20 protein-coding genes and 2 tRNA genes (1 of these 22 cut by a window edge) are annotated in these 25,954 nt (G+C 31.0%); 7 read left to right on the top strand and 15 right to left on the bottom strand.

The features are described from left to right. Together RSC72_RS01890 and RSC72_RS01895 are read left to right on the top strand one after the other, a co-directional pair. Positions 1-52, top strand: a tRNA-Val gene (locus RSC72_RS01890); it begins 123 nt to the left of the window's first position. 42 nt (positions 53-94) lie between these two features. After that, positions 95-169, top strand: a tRNA-Val gene (locus RSC72_RS01895). A gap of 260 nt (positions 170-429) precedes the next feature. Here the strand turns inward: RSC72_RS01895 and RSC72_RS01900 are convergent. The 8 genes from RSC72_RS01900 to ileS form a co-directional block, all read right to left on the bottom strand. Next, positions 430-948 (bottom strand): hypothetical protein, encoded by a 519-nt coding sequence (locus RSC72_RS01900; RefSeq protein ID WP_332578390.1) that lies wholly within the window; start codon positions 946-948, stop codon positions 430-432. Positions 949-1,158: 210 nt separating this feature from the next. Beyond that, positions 1,159-1,545, bottom strand: coding sequence for a hypothetical protein (locus RSC72_RS01905; protein WP_332578391.1), 387 nt, complete (start codon positions 1,543-1,545; stop codon positions 1,159-1,161). 82 nt (positions 1,546-1,627) lie between these two features. Continuing rightward, positions 1,628-2,032, bottom strand: a complete 405-nt coding sequence (locus RSC72_RS01910) for a hypothetical protein (protein ID WP_332578392.1) — start codon at positions 2,030-2,032, stop codon at positions 1,628-1,630. A 405-nt stretch (positions 2,033-2,437) separates the two neighbouring features. Next, positions 2,438-2,842, bottom strand: coding sequence for a hypothetical protein (locus RSC72_RS01915; protein WP_332566324.1), 405 nt, complete (start codon positions 2,840-2,842; stop codon positions 2,438-2,440). 259 nt (positions 2,843-3,101) lie between these two features. Next, positions 3,102-3,233, bottom strand: coding sequence for an RHS repeat-associated core domain-containing protein (locus RSC72_RS01920; protein ID WP_332566327.1), 132 nt, complete (start codon positions 3,231-3,233; stop codon positions 3,102-3,104). A 44-nt stretch (positions 3,234-3,277) separates the two neighbouring features. Continuing rightward, complete coding sequence (locus RSC72_RS01925) at positions 3,278-3,922, bottom strand: lipoprotein signal peptidase (protein WP_332566325.1); 645 nt, start codon at positions 3,920-3,922, stop codon at positions 3,278-3,280. 12 nt (positions 3,923-3,934) lie between these two features. Beyond that, a complete protein-coding gene (locus RSC72_RS01930; protein ID WP_332544570.1) occupies positions 3,935-4,321 on the bottom strand; it encodes a TraR/DksA family transcriptional regulator in 387 nt (128 codons plus the stop codon). Positions 4,322-4,325: 4 nt separating this feature from the next. Next, complete coding sequence (gene ileS / locus RSC72_RS01935) at positions 4,326-7,733, bottom strand: isoleucine--tRNA ligase (protein WP_332544568.1); 3,408 nt, start codon at positions 7,731-7,733, stop codon at positions 4,326-4,328. Positions 7,734-7,933: 200 nt separating this feature from the next. Between ileS and RSC72_RS01940 the strand changes: the two genes are divergently transcribed. Genes RSC72_RS01940 through RSC72_RS01950 form a run of 3 tightly spaced genes read left to right on the top strand, consistent with a single transcriptional unit; the run spans position 7,934 to position 11,382 of the window. Further along, the gene (locus tag RSC72_RS01940) at positions 7,934-9,556 is read left to right on the top strand and encodes a DUF4836 family protein (protein ID WP_332544566.1); all 1,623 of its coding nucleotides are present in this window, start codon (positions 7,934-7,936) and stop codon (positions 9,554-9,556) included. Then, on the top strand, positions 9,546-10,187 hold the full coding sequence (locus RSC72_RS01945; protein ID WP_332544565.1) for an ATP-binding cassette domain-containing protein: 642 nt from the start codon (positions 9,546-9,548) through the stop codon (positions 10,185-10,187). The genes RSC72_RS01940 and RSC72_RS01945 overlap by 11 nt, the downstream gene beginning before the upstream one ends. Next, positions 10,171-11,382: an ABC transporter permease gene (locus tag RSC72_RS01950; protein ID WP_332578393.1), complete on the top strand. Its 1,212-nt coding sequence runs from the start codon at positions 10,171-10,173 to the stop codon at positions 11,380-11,382. Before RSC72_RS01945 ends, RSC72_RS01950 begins: the two co-directional genes overlap by 17 nt. A gap of 58 nt (positions 11,383-11,440) precedes the next feature. Here RSC72_RS01950 and RSC72_RS01955 read toward each other — a convergent pair whose 3' ends face one another. The 3 genes from RSC72_RS01955 to RSC72_RS01965 form a co-directional block, all read right to left on the bottom strand. Then, on the bottom strand, positions 11,441-12,103 hold the full coding sequence (locus RSC72_RS01955) for a porin family protein (protein WP_332544561.1): 663 nt from the start codon (positions 12,101-12,103) through the stop codon (positions 11,441-11,443). 218 nt (positions 12,104-12,321) lie between these two features. Further along, positions 12,322-12,825 (bottom strand): hypothetical protein, encoded by a 504-nt coding sequence (locus tag RSC72_RS01960; RefSeq protein WP_332544560.1) that lies wholly within the window; start codon positions 12,823-12,825, stop codon positions 12,322-12,324. Positions 12,826-13,015: 190 nt separating this feature from the next. After that, on the bottom strand, positions 13,016-16,600 hold the full coding sequence (locus RSC72_RS01965) for a DUF2723 domain-containing protein (RefSeq protein WP_332544559.1): 3,585 nt from the start codon (positions 16,598-16,600) through the stop codon (positions 13,016-13,018). Between the two features lie 239 nt (positions 16,601-16,839). On the opposite strand from RSC72_RS01965, the gene guaB reads away from it, so the two are divergent. Then, positions 16,840-18,300, top strand: a complete 1,461-nt coding sequence (guaB, locus tag RSC72_RS01970) for an IMP dehydrogenase (protein WP_332544558.1) — start codon at positions 16,840-16,842, stop codon at positions 18,298-18,300. A 72-nt stretch (positions 18,301-18,372) separates the two neighbouring features. On the opposite strand, the gene RSC72_RS01975 is transcribed toward guaB, so the two are convergent. The 3 genes from RSC72_RS01975 to RSC72_RS01985 all read right to left on the bottom strand — a co-directional run bounded on the left by RSC72_RS01975 (position 18,373) and on the right by RSC72_RS01985 (position 24,542). Beyond that, positions 18,373-19,764, bottom strand: a complete 1,392-nt coding sequence (locus RSC72_RS01975; RefSeq protein ID WP_332544557.1) for a T9SS type B sorting domain-containing protein — start codon at positions 19,762-19,764, stop codon at positions 18,373-18,375. Between the two features lie 98 nt (positions 19,765-19,862). Continuing rightward, positions 19,863-21,299 (bottom strand): SusD/RagB family nutrient-binding outer membrane lipoprotein, encoded by a 1,437-nt coding sequence (locus tag RSC72_RS01980; RefSeq protein WP_332578394.1) that lies wholly within the window; start codon positions 21,297-21,299, stop codon positions 19,863-19,865. 12 nt (positions 21,300-21,311) lie between these two features. After that, complete coding sequence (locus tag RSC72_RS01985; protein WP_332544555.1) at positions 21,312-24,542, bottom strand: SusC/RagA family TonB-linked outer membrane protein; 3,231 nt, start codon at positions 24,540-24,542, stop codon at positions 21,312-21,314. 103 nt (positions 24,543-24,645) lie between these two features. Between RSC72_RS01985 and RSC72_RS01990 the strand changes: the two genes are divergently transcribed. Beyond that, the gene (locus RSC72_RS01990; protein WP_332544554.1) at positions 24,646-25,242 is read left to right on the top strand and encodes a ribonuclease HII; all 597 of its coding nucleotides are present in this window, start codon (positions 24,646-24,648) and stop codon (positions 25,240-25,242) included. A gap of 50 nt (positions 25,243-25,292) precedes the next feature. On the opposite strand, the gene RSC72_RS01995 is transcribed toward RSC72_RS01990, so the two are convergent. Then, a partial coding sequence (locus RSC72_RS01995; RefSeq protein ID WP_332578395.1) for a CUB domain-containing protein occupies positions 25,293-25,954 on the bottom strand: 662 nt, incomplete at its 5' end.

Raw genomic sequence — 25,954 nt, forward strand, 5'->3', positions numbered from 1 at the left:
GAGCACCTGCCTTACAAGCAGGGGGTCACTGGTTCGAACCCAGTAGGGACCACAATTAGACAATAAGAAGTCTATTCGAAAAAAATCTTAAATAGGTCCCTTAGCTCAGCTGGTTCAGAGCACCTGCCTTACAAGCAGGGGGTCACTGGTTCGAACCCAGTAGGGACCACAACAAAAAACCTCCTTTCATTAATTTGAAAAGAGGTTTTTGTTTTTATTAAAGATTTATCTACTTTCTCTTTACGATAAAAGCGAGCAAAATTCTATCTCCGATAAAGAAATAAAGGATTTACTAAAACTTATAAAATAACAAAAGGCAAACAAATGTTTGCCTTTTATATTATTGTGAATTTATTTGTAATTAATGCGTTGCACTAACACTTCTGAAACAGTACCCATTGTGCAATAACAACAGATTTGATACACTACCTATCTTGAATTTACTTCAAAATTATCTCCAAAATATTTCACACTATCTTTTAAATAACTTTTATTTTCAAAGTCAAGTATCTCAAAATATGTATAATTTTCATCTGTATAATGTAAATTTTTAATACTTTTCAATTCCTGAATTTCATTCTTTTTTAAAAATAGAATTATTTCTTCATAGTAATCAAATAGAAAATAATCTTTATTTTTTATTTGATTGATATTTCTAAAATTTACATCGTTACTATACCCTTTACCTTCTACAAAATATCTTTTATTCGAAAATTCATCATAGATATATCTATAAGTATTTGGATATTCTATCTCCTCAATAATAAATAATTTACTTGGTTTAATTTTATGTTTATTCAACTCTTTAATTAGAAAAGAATTTTTAGGATTATTAATTTCTTTTTTAAAATTTAAATCATTCGATGTTTCTTTCAAGTTTTTCTTACTACAACTAATAACAATAGACAATAGAATAAATACGGGAATTATTTTAATAAAAGAGATCATTATTTTTTGGTTTGTTGGATTTTTTGTAAAATACTATAAGCCTTATCATCTATAATCCAAGTAGTTTTATTAACTTTCTTCATCATCCTTGATTCCTCCATTACTGAACCTTCTCCAGTAAGACTATAATGAGTTCTTTGTGGTATATTACTCTCTCCTGAATAAGAAGTTTGTAATGTAGCAACACATCTGAAACACTACCTTAATATATTATTTTAACTTTGAACATTCGCAAGGTAAACTTGTTAAGTTTATATCTAAAGTATCAAAATTAACTTTTTCTATTTTTTTATTTTTATGAATAATTAATGTTGTACTATTTTTAGATTTAGAAATTGTATCACCTTTTTTAATTCTCATTCTCCAAGTTTTTAAGGTTGGTAGACAATATTGGCCAAAATCCATCATAGGTTCCATGTGATTAGATGAATCAATAATATCTCCTTTATAAATTACTCTATTGAATTCTAGAGGTAGAAAATCTTCTAAAAATAATTCGGCATCTGTTTTAAAAAATGTGCAACTATTTTTATGAAAAGTAAATAAAAATAATAAAATTATAGTTAATAAATATTTAAGTAATTTAATTTTTTTCATTTTAATAAATCTATTTAAAAGGTTTGTATTACTCTCTCCCCTATAAGAAGTTTGTAATGTAGCAACACATCTGATAACCTACCTAGTATCTTCTATCAGTACATATTTTTATAACATTAAAAGAATAAGAACTGGTTGAATCGAACTTACTTGCTTTATTAATTTTAAAAACAAATTGTTCTCTGTTATATCCAAGCGTTTTAAAATGATTTAAAATAGCTTCAAGTCTATTATAAATATACTTTGGTTTTTCTTTTGAGTTATAGAATATATATATCATTATCAAATAATCTGATTTATCTTTATATAAATTTAATCTTTCAATAATTCCATCAAGTAAAATGGAATTATCATTACTTAAATCCACTTCATTTTTTAAAAATAAAATATTGTTAGGTATTTGATATTTGAAAATTATTGAATCATTTTGGGCGGATACATATTGAAACATAAATAAGTATATTATTAATACTATTAGTTTTTTCATTATTCTTATTTTTTATTGTTATCAGTTGAGCCTACATTAGTATATATTATGGTTCTGGTATCACCTTTTTTTGTGCTAGTATCGATATCGTTTTTTATATGATAGCGGAACTTGATAATAACTATTACAAGATGTGTAAAGAAAAAAAGTTAATAATATATATAACTTAAATAATTTCATAATTATCTTTTTGAATATTTAAATCTTTCTTGTAAAATTACACTTCCATTCATTATGGTTGGCACTTTTCCTATGGTTGGATAGTTTTAGTTAGTGTCTATAAATTTAGCGGTTCATCAAAAATATTAGTTGAAGAATTTCTATTTAAAAAGTTTGTATTACTCTCTCCTGAATAAGAAGTTTGTAATGTAGCAACACATCTGGAACGCTACCACCCTATTTGGATTACTTTACACTATCTCTTCTGAAAATGTTTAACACTTTATCTTGACTAAATTTAGTCTTATCACAAAAATTTTCATAACTTATAGAAACAATAGAGTCTTTTTTATAAATATACATAATTGCTTCACCTTTCTTTTTTAAAACCGTATCTCCTTTTGAAATATATTGTGCGAATGGTTGCCAGCCCCTTGTGTCAGGATGAAAATATTCGGATTTATTTGTCTCTAGATTTCTCCCTTTTAATTTTAATGTACCTAAAGCAAAAGAAGACTTTTCTGTATTGTAATTCCTATCTACAATAATGTTAGATTGTTGATTTAAAACTATTTTATGAAAGTCGTTACACTGTGATTCTCCACATCCATAATATATAGATAATGTAATTAATAATAATATTTTTCTCATTTTTATCTATTTAAAAGGTCTCCAAACTACAGTATTAGATATTTGTTGACTTATTACTAATCCTGATTTACCAAGACCTATATTATTTGACATTGCTCCTCTTGGTTGTATAATACCTTTATTAAGAAGTCCTACCATGTGAGTAACTGAATCGACCTAAAGTAACAGAAGCTGTCATTGAATTACCTGCAATCTCATTTATTATGTCTGTAGGAGAATTTTGAATTAATAATATAATAACTAATGATATATTTTTCACTTAATCTAAATTAAAAAATCTACCAATAGCAGGGTCGTAGTTTCGTGCTCCGTAGTCGTACAGATTTAGGTTTAATTCGTCTTGTAACTCTTTACCATTGTATTTGTATTCATAACATATCTTATTATAAATATAAAATAAATCCCGATAATAAAATCATTATCGGGATTATCTTTTTAAAATCTTAATCTTACGCCGTCTTCACTTGTGAAAGCTTTTTTACGGAAAAGGAATAAACTAAGTCCTCCTATAAAAATTGCAGAATCTGCAACATTAAATACCGGCTGAAAGAACTTATAATGTTGTCCGCCTATAATTGGTATCCAAGTTGGCCAATCGAACTCTACAATCGGAAAATAAAGCATGTCTACCACACATCCCGTGAACCAACCAGAATATCCTGCAAAGTTTGCTTGCGCTACTCCTTGATATCCTACCCAATCCTGAAACATATTGTCATACGTTGTTCCTTTATCGAAAATTACACCGTAAAAAATTCCGTCAATTACATTACCTATTGCTCCTGCTAAAACCAGTGCAATTGGTATGATGAAGAAATTATTTTTTAGCTTTTTTGACCAAGTATTGATATAATAAATAATCATTCCTATTAAAGCAATTCGTAGAATAGTTAAAATAATTTTACCTGTTTCTCCTCCGAAATGCATTCCATAAGCCATTCCTGGGTTTTCTACAAAAGCAATTTTAAACCAACCTAAAACGTCTACATCTTCGCCCAAAAAAAAGTTGGTTTTGACATAAAATTTTGAGATTTGGTCTATAATTAAAACCAAAACGGCAATGAGCGCTACTTTTTTCAAAAAATATTTTTTTTAACGTTGCATGTTCTTTGCTTCGATGCTTAATGTAGCATGCGGAACCAATTTCAAGCGTTCTTTATTAATCAATTTTCCTGTTACACGGCAAATTCCGTATGTTTTGTTTTCGATACGAATTAATGCATTTTTCAGATCACGAATAAATTTATCTTGACGTGCTGCTAATTGTGCATTTTGCTCTTTAGACATTGTTTCAGAACCTTCTTCAAACGCTTTAAAAGTTGGTGACGTATCGTCTGTCCCATTATTACTGTCGTTTGTATATGCTTCTTTTAAAAGATCGTAATCTTTAATTGCTTGGTCTAATTTATTTTGAATTAAATTTTTAAATTCTTCTAATTCATTATCAGAATATCTTACTTTTTCATCTGTCGTTGCCATACGCTTACAATTTTGTTATCGCAATTTGCGTCACCAATCCATTAATATCAACCTCTGCCCCATCAACTACTTCATCTTGTAAAACAAGCTCTTCTGTTAATGTTTCTGAGCAAATGTAATCTTTGTTTTGATTGACTGCATTTACGATTGATTCATCATTTTTTAAGTTAAGTTTTATTTTGTCGGTTACTTCTAGTCCTGTTTCTTTTCGTAGATTCTGAATTCTATTTACCAATTCTCTCGCTACTCCTTCATTTATTAACTCTTCAGTTAACTGTAAATCAAGGGCTACCGTTAATATTGAATTAGAAGCTACCGTCCATCCTGGAATGTCTTTTGTAGCGATTTCAAAATCTTCTAAATCTAAAGTTAATGATTTGTTGTCAATTAGCAAATCTATTTTGCCAGATTGCTCTAATTTAACAATTTCTTCATTCGTTAATAAAGCTGTAGTAGCCGAAATAGCTTTCATTTCTTTTCCGAATTTCGGGCCTAACGTCTTGAAATTAGGCTTTATAGACTTCACCAAAAGACTTGAAGCTTCTTCGTTTGTTAATAATTGTATTTCTTTTACATTAACTTCTTGTTTCAATAATTCTGATACAGCTTCTAAATTAGCTTTCATCGCATCATTAAGTACCGGAATCATTACTTTTTGTAATGGTTGACGAACTTTATTATCACTTAATTTACGAAGCGATAAAATCATACTTGTCGCTGTTTGTGCTAAGTGTGTTTGTTCTTCTAATTCTGGTTTGATTAATGATTCGTCCACAAGTGGGAAATCTGCTAAATGCACAGATTCTGCTGAATTTTTACCTGTAGCAGCGTTCAAATCTTTGTACAAACGATCCATAAAGAATGGCGCAATTGGTGAACCTAAAATAGCAACAGTTTCTAAAACTGTGTACAATGTTTGGTAAGCTCCAATTTTATCTTTCGAATAATCTCCTTTCCAGAAACGTCTTCTTGATAAACGTACGTGCCAGTTTGATAAATTATCAATCACAAATTCTTGTATCGCACGAGCTGCTTTCGTTGGTTCATAATCTGCCAAGAATGCATCAACTTTCTTTGTTAATGTATTCAATTCAGAAATAATCCATTGGTCTAATTCTGCTCTTTCACTTACTGGAATTTCTTCTTCTGCAAATGTAAATTCATCCACATTCGCATATAATGAGAAGAATGAATAAGTGTTATATAATGTACCGAAGAATTTACGACGAACTTCGTCTACTCCTGCAATATCAAATTTTAAGTTTTCCCATGGTTGTGCATTCGCTATCATGTACCAACGCGTAGCATCAGGTCCATAAGTTGCTAATGTTTCGAAAGGATCGACAGCATTTCCAAGACGTTTAGACATTTTTTGTCCATTTTTGTCTAATACCAATCCATTCGACATTACATTTTTGTATGCTTTTGAATCAAAAACTAATGTTCCGATTGCATGCAAAGTATAGAACCAACCACGTGTTTGATCGACACCTTCTGCAATAAAATCTGCTGGATACATTTTTCCGCTATCGATTAAATCTTTATTCTCGAAAGGATAATGAACCTGCGCATAAGGCATTGCTCCAGAATCAAACCAAACATCAATTAAATCTGCTTCGCGTTTCATTGGTTTTCCAGATGCCGAAACTAACGTAATTTCATCAACAACATTTTTGTGTAAGTCAATCAAATCATAATTAGATTCTGTCATATTTCCAACTTCAAAATTTTGGAAAGGATTTACTTTTTGAACTCCAGCAGCAATTGATTTTTCAATTTCAGTAACTAATTCTTCAACAGAACCAATTACAGTTACTTCGTCACCATCTTCTGTTCTCCAAATAGGTAATGGAATTCCCCAATAACGAGAACGAGATAAATTCCAATCATTTGCGTTTTCTAACCAATTTCCGAAACGTCCTTCACCTGTTGCTTTAGGTTTCCAGTTAATTTCTTTGTTCAACTCAACCATTCTGTCTTTTACATCAGTCACTTTGATGAACCAAGAATCTAATGGATAATATAAAATTGGTTTGTCTGTTCTCCAACAATGTGGATAACTGTGTTTATATTTCTCTACTTTGAAGGCTTTATTTTCCTCTTTCAATAAAATCGCGATTTCTACATCAACCGATTTTTCTGGAGCTGTACCATCATCGTAGTATTCATTTTTCACATATTTTCCTCCGTAACCTTCTGGCAATTCTGCTACGAAACGGCCTTGTAAATCTACTAATGGTACTGTATTTCCGTTTGCATCTAATACCAACATTGGAGGAACACCAGCGTCTTTTGCTACACGTGCATCATCCGCACCAAATGTAGGCGCAGTGTGTACGATTCCTGTACCATCTTCTGTTGTTACGAAATCTCCAGGAATAACTTGGAATGCATTTTCTGCATTTTCGTAAGGCAATGCCCAAGGTAATAATTGTTCGTAACGAGTTCCTACTAAATCTGCACCTTTGTATTCTCCTACTATTTTGTACGGAATTGTTTTATTTCCTGCTGCATAAACTGTGAAATCCTCTTCTGTTTCTGCAAAGAAAAATGGTTTTCCAAATTGTTTTGATACCAATGGTTTTCCAAGAATAACACGAATTGGTTCAAATGTATATTGATTAAAAGTTTCTACAACAACATAATCTATTTTTGGACCAACTGTTAACGCAGTATTAGATGGCAAAGTCCAAGGCGTAGTTGTCCAAGCTAAGAAATAAACATCTCCATCAAAATCATTGAATAAATCTGTCGAATCTTTCTTCACCTTAAATTGTGCAACAATCGTTGTATCAGTTACATCTTGATATGTTCCTGGCTGATTTAACTCATGCGAAGACAAACCTGTACCCGCTTTTGGCGAATATGGCTGAATTGTATAGCCTTTGTACAACAAATTCTTATCATAAATTTGTTTCAACAACCACCAAACAGATTCCATATATTTTGGTTTATACGTGATGTATGGATCCTCCATATCCACCCAATAACCCATTTTTTCTGTCAAATCATTCCACAAATCTGTGTAACGCATTACAGTACGCTTACACGCTTCGTTATATTCTTCAACCGAAATTTTTGTTCCGATATCTTCTTTTGTAATTCCTAATTCTTTCTCAGTTCCCAATTCTACTGGTAAACCGTGCGTATCCCAACCCGCTTTACGTAAAACTTGTTTACCTTTTAGGGTTTGGAAACGACAAAATATATCTTTTATCGAACGTGCCAAAACATGGTGAATTCCAGGTTTTCCGTTTGCAGAAGGTGGTCCTTCATAAAAAACGTACGACTCTTTTCCCTCACGAGACGTGATACTTTTCTCGAAAACATTATTTTGTTTCCAATCTTCTAATGTTTCCTTTGAAACTTGTACCAAGTCCAAATGCTTATATTCTTTAAACTTTTTTGCCATCAAATTCTTTCTTTAAATCTTCTAAATCAAGGAGTGCGAATATACGGAAAATTTAGATATTTTTATAGTGATAGAAACGAAAATCATATTAATAATTGCTTAAATTTATCCCAATCTTAAATTAATTAATTTTTGCATTAATTTTTTAATTTTTGGGAAGATAAAAAACTGATTACAAATCATTTTTAAATAAATATTAAATGAAAAAAATCTTAAAATACTATTCAATTTTAGCCAGCATTTTGCTTTTTGCAAGCTGTTCTAAAAACGATGATTATACTATTCTAATTCCGACAGATGCAGATTTTGTTGCCTTAATCAATCCAAAATCAATTGCGGAAAAAGGAAATTTTCAGAAATTAGATCAATACAAAATTTATCAATTAGCAGAAAATGAAATCAAGAATCAAGATCCTGCAATGAATGAATTATTAAAAACAATAAAAGATAATCCGACTTCTGCGGGAATCGATATTATCAGCCCTATTTATGTTTTTGGACAAAAAATAGAAGGTAAAAACATGGTTGCTTTGATCACAAATATGAAAGATAAAGATCAATTCGAAGAAAATTTAACAACGATTTATAAAGGGCTTTACAAAAAAGAAATTTCACTTGAAACAAACAATGGTTTTACAACAATTACAGGTTTCAATAAACCTTTTATGGCTTGGAATAAATCACAATTTCTAATCATTGCATCAGAATTTGGCGTTGGCGAAAAATCAATCAAAGATTATTTTATCAAAATTATTAATGATAAACATTCGCTTGCAAAGGAAAATAATAGTTTTGCAGATTTTGTGAAAAATTCTCAAGATATTAATGTTTGGTACACAGGAAATTTCCTGAAAAATTTCTCTAAGAAAGAAGAAAATTCTAAGAAAAATCTTGATTTTACGAAAAGCTCTTGGGTTAATTTGATTTCTTTTACGTCTGATGGAATAAATTTCACACAAAAATTTCATCCAGATGCGATTACAAAAGTAGAATTACAGAAACGTCCGATGTGGAAATCGAATATTAACACCGATTTTTTCAAATATTTTCCTGCACAAAGTTATATGAATGTTGCACTTGGAATTTATCCATCAAATTCGCGTTATATTTTCGAAAATCAGAATTTTGTCACAACTTTTCTTGAACAATATGACATCGATTTAGCTAAATTAGAACAAAGTTTTGAAGGCGAAGCTTTGTTTAGTGTTTATGATTTTGAACTTGGAAAAGCATTCAACCCAACCGATTTTTTTGGCAAAAAAGAGAATTTTGTAAAACAAGTGGTTTATCCACAATTTGTTTTGGGAGGAAAAATGAAAAATGATGTCTTTTTTAATGAATTTATCCAATCTCATCAAGAAAAAATCAAGAAAATTGGACAATATTATATGTTGCCAATTTCATCAAATATGACGATTTATTTGACGTATAAAAACAATTTGATGTACGTTACAAATAATCAAGCGCAGATGAATCAGTTTCTGAATAATGTTATAAACTCATCAAACTTTGTTACTTCAGAATACGCTACAAGCGCGTCGAATTCTATGTTTGGATTTGTAAATTTGAATTTTGAAAATTATCCAAAAGAAGTTCAAAATTATATTTATCAGCAAATTCCGTTTGGAAATACTACTGAAATGCAAAACATTTTATCTCATTTAGATCACATCGATTATCGCGTTTCGGATGAATACACAAAAACAGGAAAAATACACATGAAAAAGTCGGATAAAAATAGTTTAGAAGTTATTTTATTACTTTTAGATGAAGCATATTCATTATTTTTCAATCAAGCACAACAACAGCAAAATGGAAATTAAAATAAATCAAATTGTTCCTCATCCTTTAAAAGAATTTGGATTTGAACAATCTGAAATTTGGAAAAACAATTCTACATTCACAAGTGGAAATATTTATCAAATCGTTGCGCATTCTGGCGTTGGGAAATCGACATTGATTAATATTTTATATGGCGATAGACAAGATTATGATGGCGAAATTTTATTTGATAATCAAAATATAAAAAATTATAATTTGACTGATTGGACGAAAATTCGGCGCGAAAAATTAGCGTATGTTTTTCAAGGTTTACATCTTTTTGAAGAATTAACGTTGATGGAAAATATTCAGCTAAAAAATGTTTTGACCAATCATCAATCCGAAAATCAAATTATAGAATGGATAGAAAAAGTTGGTTTGAAAAGTCATTTACAACAAAAAGCTATTCATCTTTCTTATGGTCAACGCCAGCGAATTGCTGTGATTAGAGCACTTTGTCAACCTTTTGATTTTTTACTTCTGGACGAACCTTTTAGTCATTTGGACGATGTCAATCAACAACTTTTGATTGATTTGGTAACCGAAGAAGCTGCGAAAAATAATGCTGGAATTATATTTACCAGTTTACACGAAATTCACGATAAACGCCTTACAAATGTCATTCAACTCTAAAACATTAATCGAAAAATTGGTTCGTAAAAATTTGAGTTTTCTACGAATCACCACATTTTGTTTCTTTTCTATCATCGGATTTTTCATCTTGATTTTAGCAGGAACAATTTACATGGATTATGCAAAAAATTTTGGAGAAGATAGCTCAATTTGGAAATCAAATTATATTGTTTTAAACAAAAAAATATCTTCATTACAAACTTTAACGGGCGAAAAACCAACTTTTAGCGAAGATGAAATAAATGAATTAAAATCTCAAAATTTTGTTGCGAAAGTAGGAACTTTCAAAAGCAGTCAATTTCCTGTAAAATTACAAGTTGGCGGTATTGCTGGAATTAGAGGATTTTCGACAGATTTATTTTTTGAATCTGTACCAGAAGATTTTATTGAAGTAGAAAAATCAGATTGGGAATGGAAAGAGGGCGAAAATTTTATTCCGATTATTATTCCGAAAAGTTATTTGAATTTGTACAATTTTGGTTTTGCAACAAGCCAAGGTTTACCGCAAGTTTCGGAAGGATTGTTTACTAAAATTCCATTTCAATTAATTATTGGGAAAGGTGAAAACCAACAAATTTATCAAGCCAGAATTGTGGATTTTACAACAAAAATTAATACAATTTTAGTTCCAGAAAACTTTTTGGAATGGGCGAATGAAAAATATGCAAATCAGAAAAATACAGAACCTTCGCGCATTGTAGTTGAAACGAAATCGCAAAGCGACGAAAATGCTTCAACGTATTTTGAGCAACAAAATTTTGACATCAATAAAGATGAATTAAAAAATAATGAATTGACTTATTATCTAAAATTAGCCTTTACATTGGTTCTTTTTATTGGTTTAATCATTGTTTTTGCAGCAATTTGGTTGATGATTATCAATTTTCAATTAATGATTGAAAAAAATAAACACAAGACAAAAGATTTATTTTTGATAGGTTATAATATCAATCAATTGGCACGTCCTTATCTTAAATTCTCGATAATTTTTATGTTGATAAGTTACATTATTTCTATTCCGTTGGTTTATTTTGTGTTGAATACGATACAAACCAAAGTCGGAAAATTTATGGCAACGGAAAAATCACATATTTGGGAAGTTGTAGGAATTGGATTAGGTATTGTTCTAATTTTATTTATCATTAATAAAATAATTTTAACTCAATCCATCAAAAAGATTGCGCTAAAAGATTAAAATAAAAAATGGATTCTGAAAATTCAGAATCCATTTTTTATGAATTACATTTCTTTATTTAGAAAGAATATCCTACTCCTAAAGAGAATGAATGATTTTTGATATCATTAGCAGCTGTAGTACCATTATCTGTATTTTCGCCTACTTTTGTTAAGCCCATGTAATATCTTGCACCAACATTAATGTTATCTGTAACATTATAGCCTAATCCGAAGTTTACACCGAAATCAAAATCTTTAACATTATCTTTGATATCTGTTTTTCCTGAAATTGTATTTACAGTTCCGTTAGCATAAACACTTGTTTCTTGCTTATTACTTGCATATACATTGTAACCAAATTGTGGTCCAGCTTCTATATTAAAACGAGATGCACCAGGATAATATTTGAACATAATTGGAACTTGAATATAATCTAAAGTTGTTTTATTCTTATCCTTAATTGTTGTATTTCCTACCTCGGTAACATCATCTTTGAATTTACCTCCAATTCTTGTAAAGTTAACCTCTGGTTGCACAGCAAACTGATCTGTGATAGGAAAATGTCCATAAACACCAGCGCTAAAACCAACTTTGTAATCGTTGTCTTTTACATCATCTCCATTGAATGATGACATGTTTACAGTTGATTTAACACCAAACTGAGATGATGTTGTTTTTTCTTGTGCACTTAAACTAACAACGCCTAACATTGCAGCGGCAATAAAAAATATTTTTTTCATCTTGTAATAATTTTAATTTTCTAATTATGATACAAGTGTAAATCCAAGTTATATGCCAAATGATGTTAAAGAAAACCAATAAAACACTAATCTATTTATTATCAATTATATAAAACAAAAATTTTAACACTTTAAAAGAACGAACTATATAAAATAAAAAAGCTACATCTTACGATGTAGCTCTTAATTAACACTAATTATTTTTTAAACTCTTATGATTAAAATTTATACGCAAATCCTAAAGAAACTGCATCTGCATTAAAATTAGAATATTGATTATTATCTACAGAAATACCTTTATATCCTGCATATACATCAAAACTTGCTCCTGAATAACCGATTTTTGGTTGCCAAAATAATCCTCCATCTAAACCATCTTTAGTAGAAAAAGCATAACCTAAATCTGCTCCTACAAATAAGTTATTACTAAATTCATATTTAGCTGTAGCTGCTAATGGAATAAATCCGAAATCTTCTCCACCTAAATCTTTGAAATTACTATCAGCAATAAAATGATCATAACCAACTTTAGCTCCTAATTTAAAATTATCTGCAATAGGGTGTAAATAAGCTAAATCAACTCCAACATTAAATGAAGAATAATCTGCTGCATCTCCTACCGGAATACCTACGTGAACTGTACCTTCAACTCCTGATGTTTGAGCTGAAACTCCTACCATACCTGCTACTGCGAAAGCAGCTGTTAATAATACTTTTTTCATTTTATAATGTTTTAAAATATTTATCAAAATTGTTAAACTTATTTGTATAATTTCAATTTATGTGCCAAAGTGTTCAATTCTTAAGCTAATCTTAAGTCTGAAATTAGTATCAAATTCGTTTTCAATAAGTTTAGTGTACAAAAAAAGCTCCAAAATAATTTGGAGCTTTTTAAATTTTATAGTTAAGAACTTATTGTCCTACCATTTTATACAAAAGGTTTTGTTGTTGTTTGGCATAATTGGTATCAATTTCTGCTGCAACACCAATCATTTCGTCTAAATAATTAAATTGACTCATGATTTTAGCTTGATCATTTTCATCAACTTTTCCGTCAGCAACGACTTCATTGTATAGTTGTTGAAATTTTTTCAACATTGGATTATAACCTGTTTCAAATAACTTTATTGCTTTCTCTTTATCTCCACGTTCTCCTAATGCAGAAGCTTCGTTGTATAAAGCCATCATCAAATCATTTTTGGCACTTGCATAATCAGAACCTATAGAATAACGTTTTGCTGCTGGTAAAGATTCATAAAAATTTATTTTTTGATTGGCATGCTTTCTTACATGTGCAAACAATTTTTCCCCTTTTTTATCTTCTCCTGCTTTTACATACAAGCCTGCAATTCTACTCACACCGTATCCAATATCATATTGCGATAATGCAGGAATCTCTTGCATTACTTTATCTAAGACTTGGATAGCTTCTTTTTTACGACCTGCAGCTAATAAATCATCTGCTAATCTTACAGCTGTATTACGATATGATGATGTATAATTACGCTCTGTTAAGCTAAAAGATGCATCAGGATTATTGTAACCCGACCATTTGTATGAATTGAATGTTCTTAACAACATATCGTTGTCTGAAGCTCCAATAATACCTCCTTTACCAAATGGTGTATAAATTGGCACTAATTTATAACTCAAACCAGCATTCAATAAATAATCATTCATAAAGAATGTATTTTCTGGATCAGAAACACCTCCTCCACTAAAATAAATTGGACGATCCCAATTATAATTAGCCATCATAGAAAGCATCATCAAATTATTTTTGAATAAACTAGAAGATTTGATATTGATTGTTAAGTTATCTATTATTTTATCTGCGTCTTTTGCATTTACAATTCCGTATTTTATTGCATTTGCTTTATTAACAGGTACTGTAATTTTAGAAACAGGTAAATAATTTGCTTGTCCAATTGGATAACCAAAGTAATCTGCTAATGCTTGTTTCTCTGGCAATTTATTATCCAAAAGAAAAGCCATCGCCTCTTTAGCTGTCATACTATCTTGTGTCAAGTATTTTTCTAAAGGTTTAATGTTTTTATAAACCGTCATTACTTGGCTAGGATCAATTTCTGGATCAGTTAAATATTGTCCAACTTCTTCTATTGGTAAATTACTTAATGTTTCTAATGTTTGATTAGAACCTGGCTTGATAAAACTATTTAATTGATCAAAAACATTTTTAAGAGAACCTCCTACCACAAAAATTTGATCATTTGTTCCTGTCTGATAATCCTTCGGTTTTAGATTTGCAGGAATTGGAGCTGCATTGTATGTTTTTCTTAATAATTGCTCTAAATTCCATGGTGAAGCAGCTAACGTTAAGTTCGCAATTTTTACATCATCGCGGAAATTTTCTGTTTCCTGTAATCCCCAAAGTGGATATGTATCATTGTCTCCGTACACAAATAGTATAGCGTTTTTATCAAGCGGATACAAATAGTTATACGCCAAAGAATAAGCTACAGAACGCTCAGAACGATCATGATCATTCCAGTTTTGAGCTCCCATTAAAATTGGAATTCCTGCCAAAATAACTGTTGTTCCTAACGCTAATGAAGGGCTTAATTCTTTTTTCTGAATTTTCTGAATCAATAGATAAATTCCTTGTACACCCAAACCTATCCAAATAGAAAATGCATAAAAAGAACTTACTAATGCATAATCTCTTTCACGAGGCTCAAAAGGTTTTACCGATGTGTAGAAAATAATACCAACGCTTGTTAAGACAAACAATGATAATAATGACCACCAGTTTACAAAATTTCTATTAAGTTGTGTAAAGAAACCGATTAATCCTAAAATTAATGGCAACATGAAATAAACATTTGTTCCATCATTTTTATATTCATCTGGTAATTTAGATTGATCACCTAAACGCATATTGTCTATGAATGGAATTCCTGAAATCCAATTTCCTTTTGTTATTTCGAAATTACCTTCCAAATCGTTTTGACGACCAGAAAAATTCCACATAAAATAACGAACAAACATATAGTTTATCTGATAATCAACAAAATAATTAAATTGCTCACCAAATGTTGGAGGTTCTATTTCTAAAATTTCTCCATATTTTTTAAGATCAGCAACTTTTAATTCGCGATTTGATCTTTTCTGAACCAAATCTGCGTACATTTTCTGTGCTTCTTCGTCACCAGCATATTTAGCATTAAGCGAAAACTTAGGAAAACCATAAACTGCTGCATAATTTTCCATTACGCCAGGATCTGGACTAAACATTTTTGGAAAGAATTTCACATATTTATCTTCGTACTTATAGTCTAAACGATCAGAAACCTTTAAGTATTTTCCTGTACGTTTATCTTTTATATATTCTGAACTACGAACTGTGCTTTCTGGCGCTCCGTTTGCATCACGTTTCAATCCATCATTTGCAATATGAGCCGTATAAACTGGTCCATACATTACTGGCCAAGAACCGTATTGCTCGCGATTAAAATAATCTAAAACACCTAAAGCTGTATCTGGATCATTCAAATTCATATGTGGATTTGCATTCGCTCTGATAGGAATTACCAACCAACATGAGAAACCGATCAGCATAAAAATAACACACCACGAAATTGTATTTAGTAATGCTGAACCGTATTTCTGCGTTAATTTAACAGCTAAATAAAATATAATTGCTAAAATAATTGTAGCTATTATTGTTCCTGAGTTAAAAGGCATTCCAAGATTATTCACAACATATATCTCTGTTTTACCAAAGAATGTCATAACTAATGGAAAAATTAGTTTGAATACGAAAACCAATATAACTAATGTGATGATATTAGCAAGTATAAAACTCTTTACTGTAAACTTATATTTACGTGCATAATAAACAAAACAAACTGCTGGAATAGACAACATTGCCATTAAGTGAACACCAATAGAAAGTCCAATTACCAAAGAGATAATAACTAACCATTTGTTACCACGAGGCGTATCTGCAGCTTGATCCCATTTTGTAATCAACCAAAAAAGTAAAGCCGTAAACAATGATGCCATTGCATAAACTTCTCCTTCTACCGCCGAAAACCAAAATGTATCACTAAACATAAATGCTGCTGCACCAACTAATCCACTTCCAAGAGCTATTATTTTTTGTGAAGCATTCATTTCTACTGCATCAACATTGATTGGATCTTGTGTATTTGCAAACATTTTGCGTACAAAATAAGTGATTGTCCAAAACAATAACATAATTGTAACTGCACTATAAAATGCCGAAGTACTGTTAATTAAAATTGCATATTTGCTTCCGTCACCAAAAGCTAATCCAGACCAAACTGCTCCAACTATCTGAAACAATGCAGCTCCTGGCGCATGCGTAATTCCTAACTTTGCAGATGATACAATGTATTCTCCACAATCCCATAAACTTAGGTAGCGTTCCATGCTCGATAAATACAAAATAATCGAAATCAAGAACATAGCTACACCTAAGATGTTATTCCATTTTTTGAAATTTAATTCCATCTTGTTCAATAAACTATCTTGCGAAAATAAGATAAATATTTGATATAGCTGAAGATTGAAAACATTAAATTATGAATCAATTTATTTTAAACAACAAGGATTTAAAAGAATATTTTGATAGAATTTCTATGTAAAATTATTTTCTTACCATATGATAAGAAAATCAAAACGAATCATATATTTCCTTAAATAATTTTGATACTACACTTTTATCATCTAATTTTGTAACGCAAAAAGCAATGCCTTTAACAGACAAAATTCTACAAACAGGCTTCACTTTTGACGATGTGTTATTAGTGCCTGCCTACTCAGAGATATTACCGAACCAAGTATCTCTACAAACAAGATTCACAGACAACATTACCCTTAACATTCCGATTGTTTCTGCTGCAATGGATACTGTATCCGAAGCAAGATTAGCTATTGCATTGGCACGCGAAGGTGGATTATCTTTTATTCACAAAAACATGTCAATAGAAGAGCAAGCAAATGAAATTGACATGGTAAAACGTTCTGAAAATGGAATGATTTCGGATCCAATTACATTGACACGTAAACATACTTTGAGAGATGCTGTTGCATTGATGGAGAAATATAAAATCTCTGGTTTACCTGTAATCGAAGAAGATCGTACTTTAGTCGGAATTATTACAAATCGTGATATCCGTTATCAAGAAAACTTTGATCAATTAGTAGAAGAAGTAATGACAAAAGAAAATATCATTACGTCTGATTTGAATACAGATTTAATCAAAGCAAAAGAAATTCTTTCTCGTCATCGTATCGAAAAATTACCAATTGTTGACGAAAACAATAAATTAATCGGATTAATCACAATCAAGGATATTGACAATTTAACAGAATTTCCTAATGCATGTAAAGATTCTAAAGGTCGTTTACGTGTTGGTGCTGGTGTTGGTGTTGGTGCAGATACTTTAGAGCGTGTACAAGCTTTGGTAAACAAAGGTGTAGACATTGTAGCTTTAGATTCTGCTCATGGACATTCTGCTGGTGTTATTAGTAAAGTTGCCGAAGTAAGAAATGCTTTTCCACTTTTGGATATTGTTGGAGGAAATATTGTAACGGCTTCTGCTGCAAAAGCATTAATTGATGCTGGTGCAAATGCGCTAAAAGTTGGTGTTGGACCAGGGTCTATCTGTACAACTCGTGTTGTAGCTGGTGTTGGAGTACCTCAACTTTCTGCGATTTATGATGTATACGAATATGCCAAAACAAGAAATGTTTCGGTAATTGGTGATGGTGGAATAAAATTATCAGGAGATATTGTAAAAGCTGTTGCAGCTGGTGCAAATTTAGTAATGTTAGGAAGTTTATTTGCTGGTACTGATGAAGCGCCAGGTGAAGAAATTATTTTCCAAGGGCGTAAATTTAAAGCATACCAAGGAATGGGATCTTTAGCTGCTATGAGACGTGGATCTAAAGACCGTTACTTTCAATCTGATGCAAATAAATTAGTTCCAGAAGGTATCGAAGGTCGTGTTCCTCACAAAGGTTCTATTGCTGATGTTATTTACCAATTGTGTGGTGGATTAAGAGCTGGAATGGGATATTGTGGTACTGCAACGATTAATGATCTTATTGAAAACGGAAAATTAGTTCGTATTACTGGAGCTGGACTTCAGGAATCTCATCCACATGATGTTGTTATTACAAAAGAAGCTCCTAATTATTCAAATTAAGAGAATCAAAAATATTTATAGTAAAAAAGCAAGCCAAATGGCTTGCTTTTTTGTTGGTTTATTTTGTAACACTTATTTATTCTTTAAAACGATATATCCTGTTTTAATTGTTTTATCTCCATCAGTTATTAAATACCAATATGTATCTGAAGGAAGAGTTAAATTATTTACTTTTCCATTCCAAGGTAAAATATCTATTACTTTTCCATAAGCAAGTGATTTTCCTGATCGATTAAAAATTTGAAGCACATAATTCTTATAAAATTCCTTCCCTCTCAAATCCCATTTATCATTTATTCCATCTCCATTAGGTGTAAAGAAATTAAAATTTGTTGCAACATCCATTGTAAATGGTCCAAATATGCAGCCTAATTTGGTTTTGTAATAAAAAGTAAAAATTGGATCCGTTTGATTATCAAACCTATTACTTGATTGAAAGTTGACTCCATCTAATGAATATCCTACAATACTGGCATTTGGATATGGGTGAATAACAACACTTGTAGATGTTGCCGTAATTTTTTCTATTCTATTCCATATTTTCTCAGGAATTACATTAACCGTTACACTAGATCTACAGCCTAAATTATTCTCAAAAGAAACAATCCATTTTCCTATTTCATCAATCGTAATATTTTTATTGGTCGATTTAACAATTCCATTATGAGTCCATTCAAAATTTGAAAGATTAGAATCATTTGGTCCCTCTACAAGGAATGGTGTTCCACAAAATTCATATTCTGTATTTTCCATTGAAATAGAATAATCTACGAGTTTTAATGTTATTTCATAAAACCTAAAGCATGGTATTGTACCGTCTTTATACGTTACTTTTACATATAATTTATTTGATTCGCCTTTTCTTAAAATAAAGTTACTCCATTCGGATTCTGGTATTGGACTAATATCTGTCGTTTTACGAAAAATCTCAAAATTATATGGATTTCCTAGAATTGATCGAAATTCTTTGATTAGATAATCCTCATTCAGATTATATTTTTGATTATTTTCATCAATTTCGCAACCATCTAATGTTGTATTAAATACTGGAGGATATTTTAAATAATTTGTTACCGATTTAACAACATAATGTTTATTATCTTGTCTTGGCGGCATGGTAACCTGATTAAGTCTAAGATATATAATTAATGGGTTATTATATGGAACCAAATAACTTCTAGATTCGATATCATATATATATGGATTTGAGTCATTATTTGCATCATCAGCAGAATTATATAAAGATCCATTCAACTCCCAATCTCCTGCTACAAACTCATTATTCTGTTTAAAAAATTCTCTATGAAAATAAGATAAATTAGAACGGCCTATATACACATATTGTCCTGGAGCTTGATCTACACATTCAATTAAACTTAAATATTTAATATCATATTTATCTTGTTGTCCATAAGAAAATATGCAAAATAAAAATCCGAAAATAATAAATTTTAATAGGCTCATATTGTGTTGAATAATGAGTTGAATTTACAAAATTTAGTTTAAAATAAAAAACCACCTCTTACGAGGTGGTTTTAAAATGTTATATGAAACTAATGATCTTAGAATTTATCCCAAAATAATTTAGTTTCTAACTTATCTCCTCCAATTGCAGAAGAAGCTTGCTCATTATTCGCTTTATTAAGGTTTCTTTCTCTTACTGGGTAAGTATATCTGAAAGGAACTGGAGTTTTTGTTGCTTGTGCAACATTAAATTTAGGAGCATCTAAACGTCTCCAAACATTCCAACCTTCAAAACCTTTATTGTACATAGCAATCCAATATTGCATACCAATTTTTTCCTTCCAAGTACCAGGAGCGGTAGCGTAAGCCACATTAGCTTGCGCTAAATATGCATCAGCTTCTGCTGTTGTATTACCCCAAAACTCGAAAGAAGCTTTAACTGCTTTATTGTATAAATCTGCTGGTGCTCCACCTACTGCGATACCTCTTGCAGAAGCTTCTGCTAATATAAATTGAACTTCAGTATAATCTAATAAAGTTCCTGGATATTTAATATCCTCTAATGTTGCAGAAAGTTGTGTATTAGTTGCATACGGTGTTGCTTGACCATAAATACCTCCTTTGTATACTCCAGGTCCTAAATTTTGTCTAAAGAATTTAGCACGACGAGGGTCATTTAATCCATTCATGTGATCAACAATTGTATTTGCCGCAACAAAATCTTGTCTATCACTTTTGATTAAATCAATCCAAAGTGGATTTGTATATGGTTCAGCTCCTGTATACACTAATGTAAAGTTATCTGCTTGAGAAGCAAAAACACCTGTATTTACTGCATTTGTAATAGTTGAGCTTGCTAAAGCTGCATCAACGTCTGCTAACTGAATACCTAATTTTAATTGTAAAGACGCTCCAAATTTTTTCCATTTAGACATATCTCCTTTATAAATAATATCATCTCCACCAAAACCAGCAGTCGTAACATTAATTTTATTCGTAGATTCTATTGCTCTTTTAATTAAATCTGCATAGATTGTTTTTGCATCATCGTACTTAGGCTTTGTATTAACTGCACCTTGTAATGCTTCTGAATAAGGAACATTTCCAAAAGTGTCAACCATCAATTGCCAAGCTTGAACTTGCATTAAGTCGATAATCGCAATTTGGTTATCTTTTTGTGTTTGCGATAAAGTAACATTCGCATTCACCATTTTCTTTGCTTCGTTCAAGTCATATAATACATTCATAGAAATTTCATTCCATAAATTATCACTGATACTTCTTCCTTCTAAATCATAATTTGTTTCTTGTGTATATTGTGTTTCATTCCAATATTGAGAAACTAATCTAAATATATTTTGATTGACGTTTGTCGAAATCATTCTATAAAAATAGCTGGTTGTTGCGCCTGTTACTAAATAACTAGCAGGAACAGCTTCTGGATTTATAGGATCATGATTTAATCTATCATATTCTTCATCTGTACACGAATTTAACGCAAATACAGCTACTATACCTAATAATATTTTTTTCATGTTTAAATTCTTTTAAAATTGAACTTTAATACTAGCTCCAATCTCTCTTATCGTTGGGTGAGCTCCAGATTGGAATCCTTGAATATTACCGGCACTTAATCCAGCTTCAGGATCAGAGTATGGTACGTTTTTGTGGATAATCCATAAGTTTCTTCCAATTGCAGATACTGAGAATTTTTTGATAAATGCGCTATTTAAAATTCTATCTGGTAAATCATACGTTAATGTTAGGTTTCTAAGTTTAACAAATGATGCATCATATACGTGTGCTTCACGAGGTGCAGTTCCCGCTAAATATCCCCAAGGGTTATTGTAACCAGTACTTGCCTCTACACGAACTGTATTTGCATTACCGTTTGCATCAACACCTGGTAAAATAACACCACCACCATTCGCAATAGAGTTACGTACTGGGTTTCCTAAGTCATTAAGTCCTGATGTAAAGTTATCATACAAACCTGTTGCATAACCATACCATGTATCTAATGAGAATACATCTCCTCCTTTTTGAAAGTCAATCAAGAAACTTAAACTTAAATTTTTATACGTAAATGTATTTTTAACACCTCCTGTCCAATCTGGGTTCATGTTTCCTATAACTGTTGTAGAAGCAGAAGCTTGGTATTGACCATTTGCTTTTACAACTTTATTTCCGTTGTCATCGTATACAAATCCTGTTCCTCTAATTACACCATAAGCTTCACCTACCTGTGCTCCAATAGAAATTGAACCTTGCAAACTAGCTAACTGTAAGTAATTTACACCTTCTGCTAATGCTGTAACTTCGTTCGTATTTTTCGCAAAGTTAACACCTAATTTCCATGTAAAATCTTCTGATTTGATAGGAATTAAAGTAACTGCAGCTTCTATACCTTTGTTTACCATATCACCTGCATTCATCCAAAGCGACGAAGATCCTGATGAAGATGAAATATCAACTGGAGTAATTAAATCATATGTTTTTCTGTTGTAGTAAGACACATCAAAACTAACACGATTTTTAAACATTCCCATTTCTAAACCTACTTCATATTCTCGCATCATTTCATTTTGCAAAAACTGATTTTTTGATTGTGAAGGATTAGTTGCTGATCCTGTACCATTAAATGATGCATTTAATGCATATGTATTGTATAAATTATACAGATTCGTGTCATTACCTACTCTTGCAAAGTTGGCTCTTACTTTACCAAAATTAATAAACGACCCTTTTACTAATTCTGAGAATACAAAACTTGTAGAAACTGAAGGGTACCAATATCTATTTCCTTTTTCTGTTGTAGATAATAAAGTTGATGATCTGTCTGTACGGATAGACCCATCAATATATAACATGTTATAGAAACCGATACTTGCACGCGCAAACATACCATCTACTTTTTTAGTACCTTGAAATTGAGAAATATCAGCCGCTGTTAATGCATTTTTAGAATTTGCTAACGTGAATAAACCTGGTATACTTAAACCTCCATTTGTACTTCCTATAAAACGATCTGTTTTTTCTACACGTAAATTCCAACCAACGTTTGCATCAAAATTAATATCATCTGTAATATTTTTGTTAATATTAGCCATGAAATCATAGTTATTTTCTGATACAGATTGTTTAAAATACATGTATTCTCCTAAAGATCCTGCAGAACCTACAGCAACTCTACCCTCTCTTAACTCATCATAGTTATCAAAACTATAGCGCCCTGTAAAGCTTAACCAGTTGTTTACTTTATAATCTAAAGCTACATTACCAGTATAACGGTCTCTTGAATCATTTTGGAAATTCTCATATCTTACCCAATAATAATTATCCGTATATTGAGGAGAATTGTTAGTTAAACTTTTAACATTCCAAGAGGCATTTCTTTTTGTTAATAAATAAGCTTGTTCTTGTTCTTTTAAATCAACGTTTGTTTGCCACCATTGGCGGAAAGCTTGCATAGGGTTAAGACCATCATACCCCGTACCTACACGTCCTTTTCCTTTGTTATTTGTATAGATTACACTTGCAGTAGCTTTTAAATTATCTGTTAATTTATATTCTCCATTAAAGCTTACCGTATTTCTCTTTAATTCGCTATTTACAAGATTTCCATTTGTCAAGTTATTTGTAACTCCTAAACGAAAACTTCCTTGATCATTACTTCCTGAAAATGAAGCTGAATTAACATAAGTTGATGAAACTCCCCAAATTGAATTAGGGTCATTTTTAGCTGCTAACCATGGTGTTGCTTTACCGTAAGTTGATAAACCTTCGAATAATGAATTCCATTGATAAACCATTAAATTAGGATCAAATGCTGCACCATAAGAAGCATCTGCTCCAAATTGTGTTGCTAAAGATCCATTTGGTCCTGCATCAAAATAAGGATTAATTGCTGATGATCCTTCTGCATCATATCCAGCTCCGTATTTTGTTTGGTATTTTGGTAAAGTTGCTTTGTCAGCCGTACCAATAGTTATTGCTGAGTTAAACTCAACACCTATACCTTTGTTCTTTTTTCCTCTTTTTGTTGTAATCATAATTACCCCACTCTGACCACGAGACCCATATAAAGCAGTTGCCGCAGACCCCTTCAATACATTTAAACTCTCAATATCATTTGGGTTAATATCCGAAGCTGCATTACCATAATCAAAACCTCCTCTACCTGTTGTTTGATCAGCGGTATTAGAAGTTCCATTATTAATTGGCGTCCCATCAACAACAATTAAAGCTTGATTATTTCCAGTTAATGAACCAAAACCACGAATAACCATATTAGAAGATCCACCCATTGTTCCTGAAGATTTAATATCTAAACCTGCTACCTCTCCAGATAAAGCATCTGCAAAGTTAGAAACTGGAGCAGCTGATATTGTTTCTCCTGAAACTTGTTGTGTTGAATATCCTAAAGATCTTTTATCTCTTGTAATTCCTAATGCTGTTACTACAGCTCCCTCTAACTCAATTGTATCAGATTGTTTTAATGACACTTTATAAGTTGCTGAATCTCCTACAACAAAATTTTGAGTTGGTAAACCTTGTGATGTAACTGTAATTTTATCACCAGAAATAGCTTCTATACTGAAAACTCCATTTTCGTCAGTATAAACTTCTTTTCCCGAAGAACTTTTTACAACAGCATCTGCTACTGGAAAACCATCTGGATCAGTTACAGTACCTGTAACTGTCTTTTCTTGTGCATATAAAGATGCTCCTAAAAGAAGCCCCCCTAATACAAACAAGTTTTTTAAATTTCTCCTCATCTGTTAAAACATTTTTTAAAACTTATATAAACTTAAGATTTCTCTAACATTTACAAAACTTTTTTTTAATAAATTATGTTAAATTTGCTGAAAAAGTAGAAAATTGTATAAAAATTTATCAAATCTAGAATATGAAGTAGGTTGCGACGAAGCAGGAAGGGGATGTTTGAGTGGTCCTGTAATTGCTGCAGCTGTTATTTTGGGAAATGATTTTGAGAATGATATCATTAATGATTCAAAACAATTGTCCGAAAAAAAAAGAATTTCATTGAGAAAATTCATTGAAGATAATGCAAAATTTTGGGCTGTTGGTATTGTTTGGCCGAATGAAATTGATGAAATAAATATTTTGAATGCTAGTTTTTTGGCAATGCATAGGGCAATTGATCAATTAGATTGTCCTAAGGAGTTAATTGTTGTTGATGGAAATCGATTCAATAAATACCATGATATCCCACACGAATGTATTGTAAAAGGTGATTCTAAGTACATGAATATTGCTGCGGCTTCTATTTTAGCAAAAACCTATCGCGACGAGTATATGGAAAAAATACACTTAGAATTCCCCATGTATAATTGGAAAAAGAACAAAGGTTATCCAACAAAAGAGCATCGTGCAGCTATAAAAGAGTTTGGTGCGACACAGTATCATCGAATGACTTTTAAATTATTGCCTGATCAATTAAGTTTAGAGTTATAAAAAAAAGGGATTCAATATTATTGAATCCCTTTTATAGCTAATCTCAGTATTTACTTTTTAGTAATTTTTTGAGTATAAGATCTTTTATCTGTTTTGATATTTAAAAGATAAATTCCTTTAGGATATGATTCTAAATTAATTTTAACCTCTTTTTTATCTACTTTAGTTTTTTCTGTTAACAATTTTCCAGAAAAATCATATAATTGATATCCTACAATATTTTCTTTTGTACTTACATTAACTAAGTCTGTCGTTGGATTAGGATAAATATTAAACTCTAAATTATTAATATCATTAATACCTAAACTTGCGCAGTTTATTTTTGCGGCCCAACCTTTCAATTCTAAACCTCCATCTGAAATAAAACGTAAAGTAATTGCACCAGAATCATCTGTAGATACAAATGGACCAGGAATTGTATTTCCATTTAATTGTTTTCCATTTTCAAATAACTTAGTCGCATTTGCTCCTACACCATTATAAATATTCATATAATCGTATAGATTTGTATCTCTTGGTTCTAAATCAAATTCTAAGAAAGTTAGAGAAACTTTTTCACCTGCAACAGATGGTCTAAAAATTTTCGTTATATTTTCGTTTGGAGAATAATTTCCATTTGCTCCTCCTGAATCATAATATAAATCCCCGTTACAGTAATCTCCAGGGATTTCTATAATTTTAGAAACTGATCCTGAATTTGATGCTTCTGTAC

Origin of the sequence: Algoriella sp. (genome assembly GCF_036647415.1) — a bacterium.
GTDB lineage: Bacteria > Bacteroidota > Bacteroidia > Flavobacteriales > Weeksellaceae > Empedobacter.

Excerpts from the sequence above, each read along its gene's own strand:
- RSC72_RS01930 (WP_332544570.1), bottom strand. The coding sequence starts at position 4,321 with ATGGCAACGACAGATGAAAAAGTAAGATATTCTGATAATGAATTAGAA.
- RSC72_RS01905 (WP_332578391.1), bottom strand. The coding sequence starts at position 1,545 with ATGAAAAAAATTAAATTACTTAAATATTTATTAACTATAATTTTATTA.
- RSC72_RS01985 (WP_332544555.1), bottom strand. The coding sequence starts at position 24,542 with ATGAGGAGAAATTTAAAAAACTTGTTTGTATTAGGGGGGCTTCTTTTA.
- RSC72_RS01915 (WP_332566324.1), bottom strand. The coding sequence starts at position 2,842 with ATGAGAAAAATATTATTATTAATTACATTATCTATATATTATGGATGT.
- RSC72_RS01900 (WP_332578390.1), bottom strand. The coding sequence starts at position 948 with ATGATCTCTTTTATTAAAATAATTCCCGTATTTATTCTATTGTCTATT.
- RSC72_RS01960 (WP_332544560.1), bottom strand. The coding sequence starts at position 12,825 with ATGAAAAAAGTATTATTAACAGCTGCTTTCGCAGTAGCAGGTATGGTA.
- RSC72_RS01945 (WP_332544565.1), top strand. The coding sequence starts at position 9,546 with ATGGAAATTAAAATAAATCAAATTGTTCCTCATCCTTTAAAAGAATTT.
- RSC72_RS01965 (WP_332544559.1), bottom strand. The coding sequence starts at position 16,600 with ATGGAATTAAATTTCAAAAAATGGAATAACATCTTAGGTGTAGCTATG.
- RSC72_RS01955 (WP_332544561.1), bottom strand. The coding sequence starts at position 12,103 with ATGAAAAAAATATTTTTTATTGCCGCTGCAATGTTAGGCGTTGTTAGT.
- RSC72_RS01975 (WP_332544557.1), bottom strand. The coding sequence starts at position 19,764 with ATGAGCCTATTAAAATTTATTATTTTCGGATTTTTATTTTGCATATTT.
- ileS (WP_332544568.1), bottom strand. The coding sequence starts at position 7,733 with ATGGCAAAAAAGTTTAAAGAATATAAGCATTTGGACTTGGTACAAGTT.
- RSC72_RS01910 (WP_332578392.1), bottom strand. The coding sequence starts at position 2,032 with ATGAAAAAACTAATAGTATTAATAATATACTTATTTATGTTTCAATAT.
- RSC72_RS01940 (WP_332544566.1), top strand. The coding sequence starts at position 7,934 with ATGAAAAAAATCTTAAAATACTATTCAATTTTAGCCAGCATTTTGCTT.
- guaB (WP_332544558.1), top strand. The coding sequence starts at position 16,840 with ATGCCTTTAACAGACAAAATTCTACAAACAGGCTTCACTTTTGACGAT.
- RSC72_RS01980 (WP_332578394.1), bottom strand. The coding sequence starts at position 21,299 with ATGAAAAAAATATTATTAGGTATAGTAGCTGTATTTGCGTTAAATTCG.
- RSC72_RS01950 (WP_332578393.1), top strand. The coding sequence starts at position 10,171 with ATGTCATTCAACTCTAAAACATTAATCGAAAAATTGGTTCGTAAAAAT.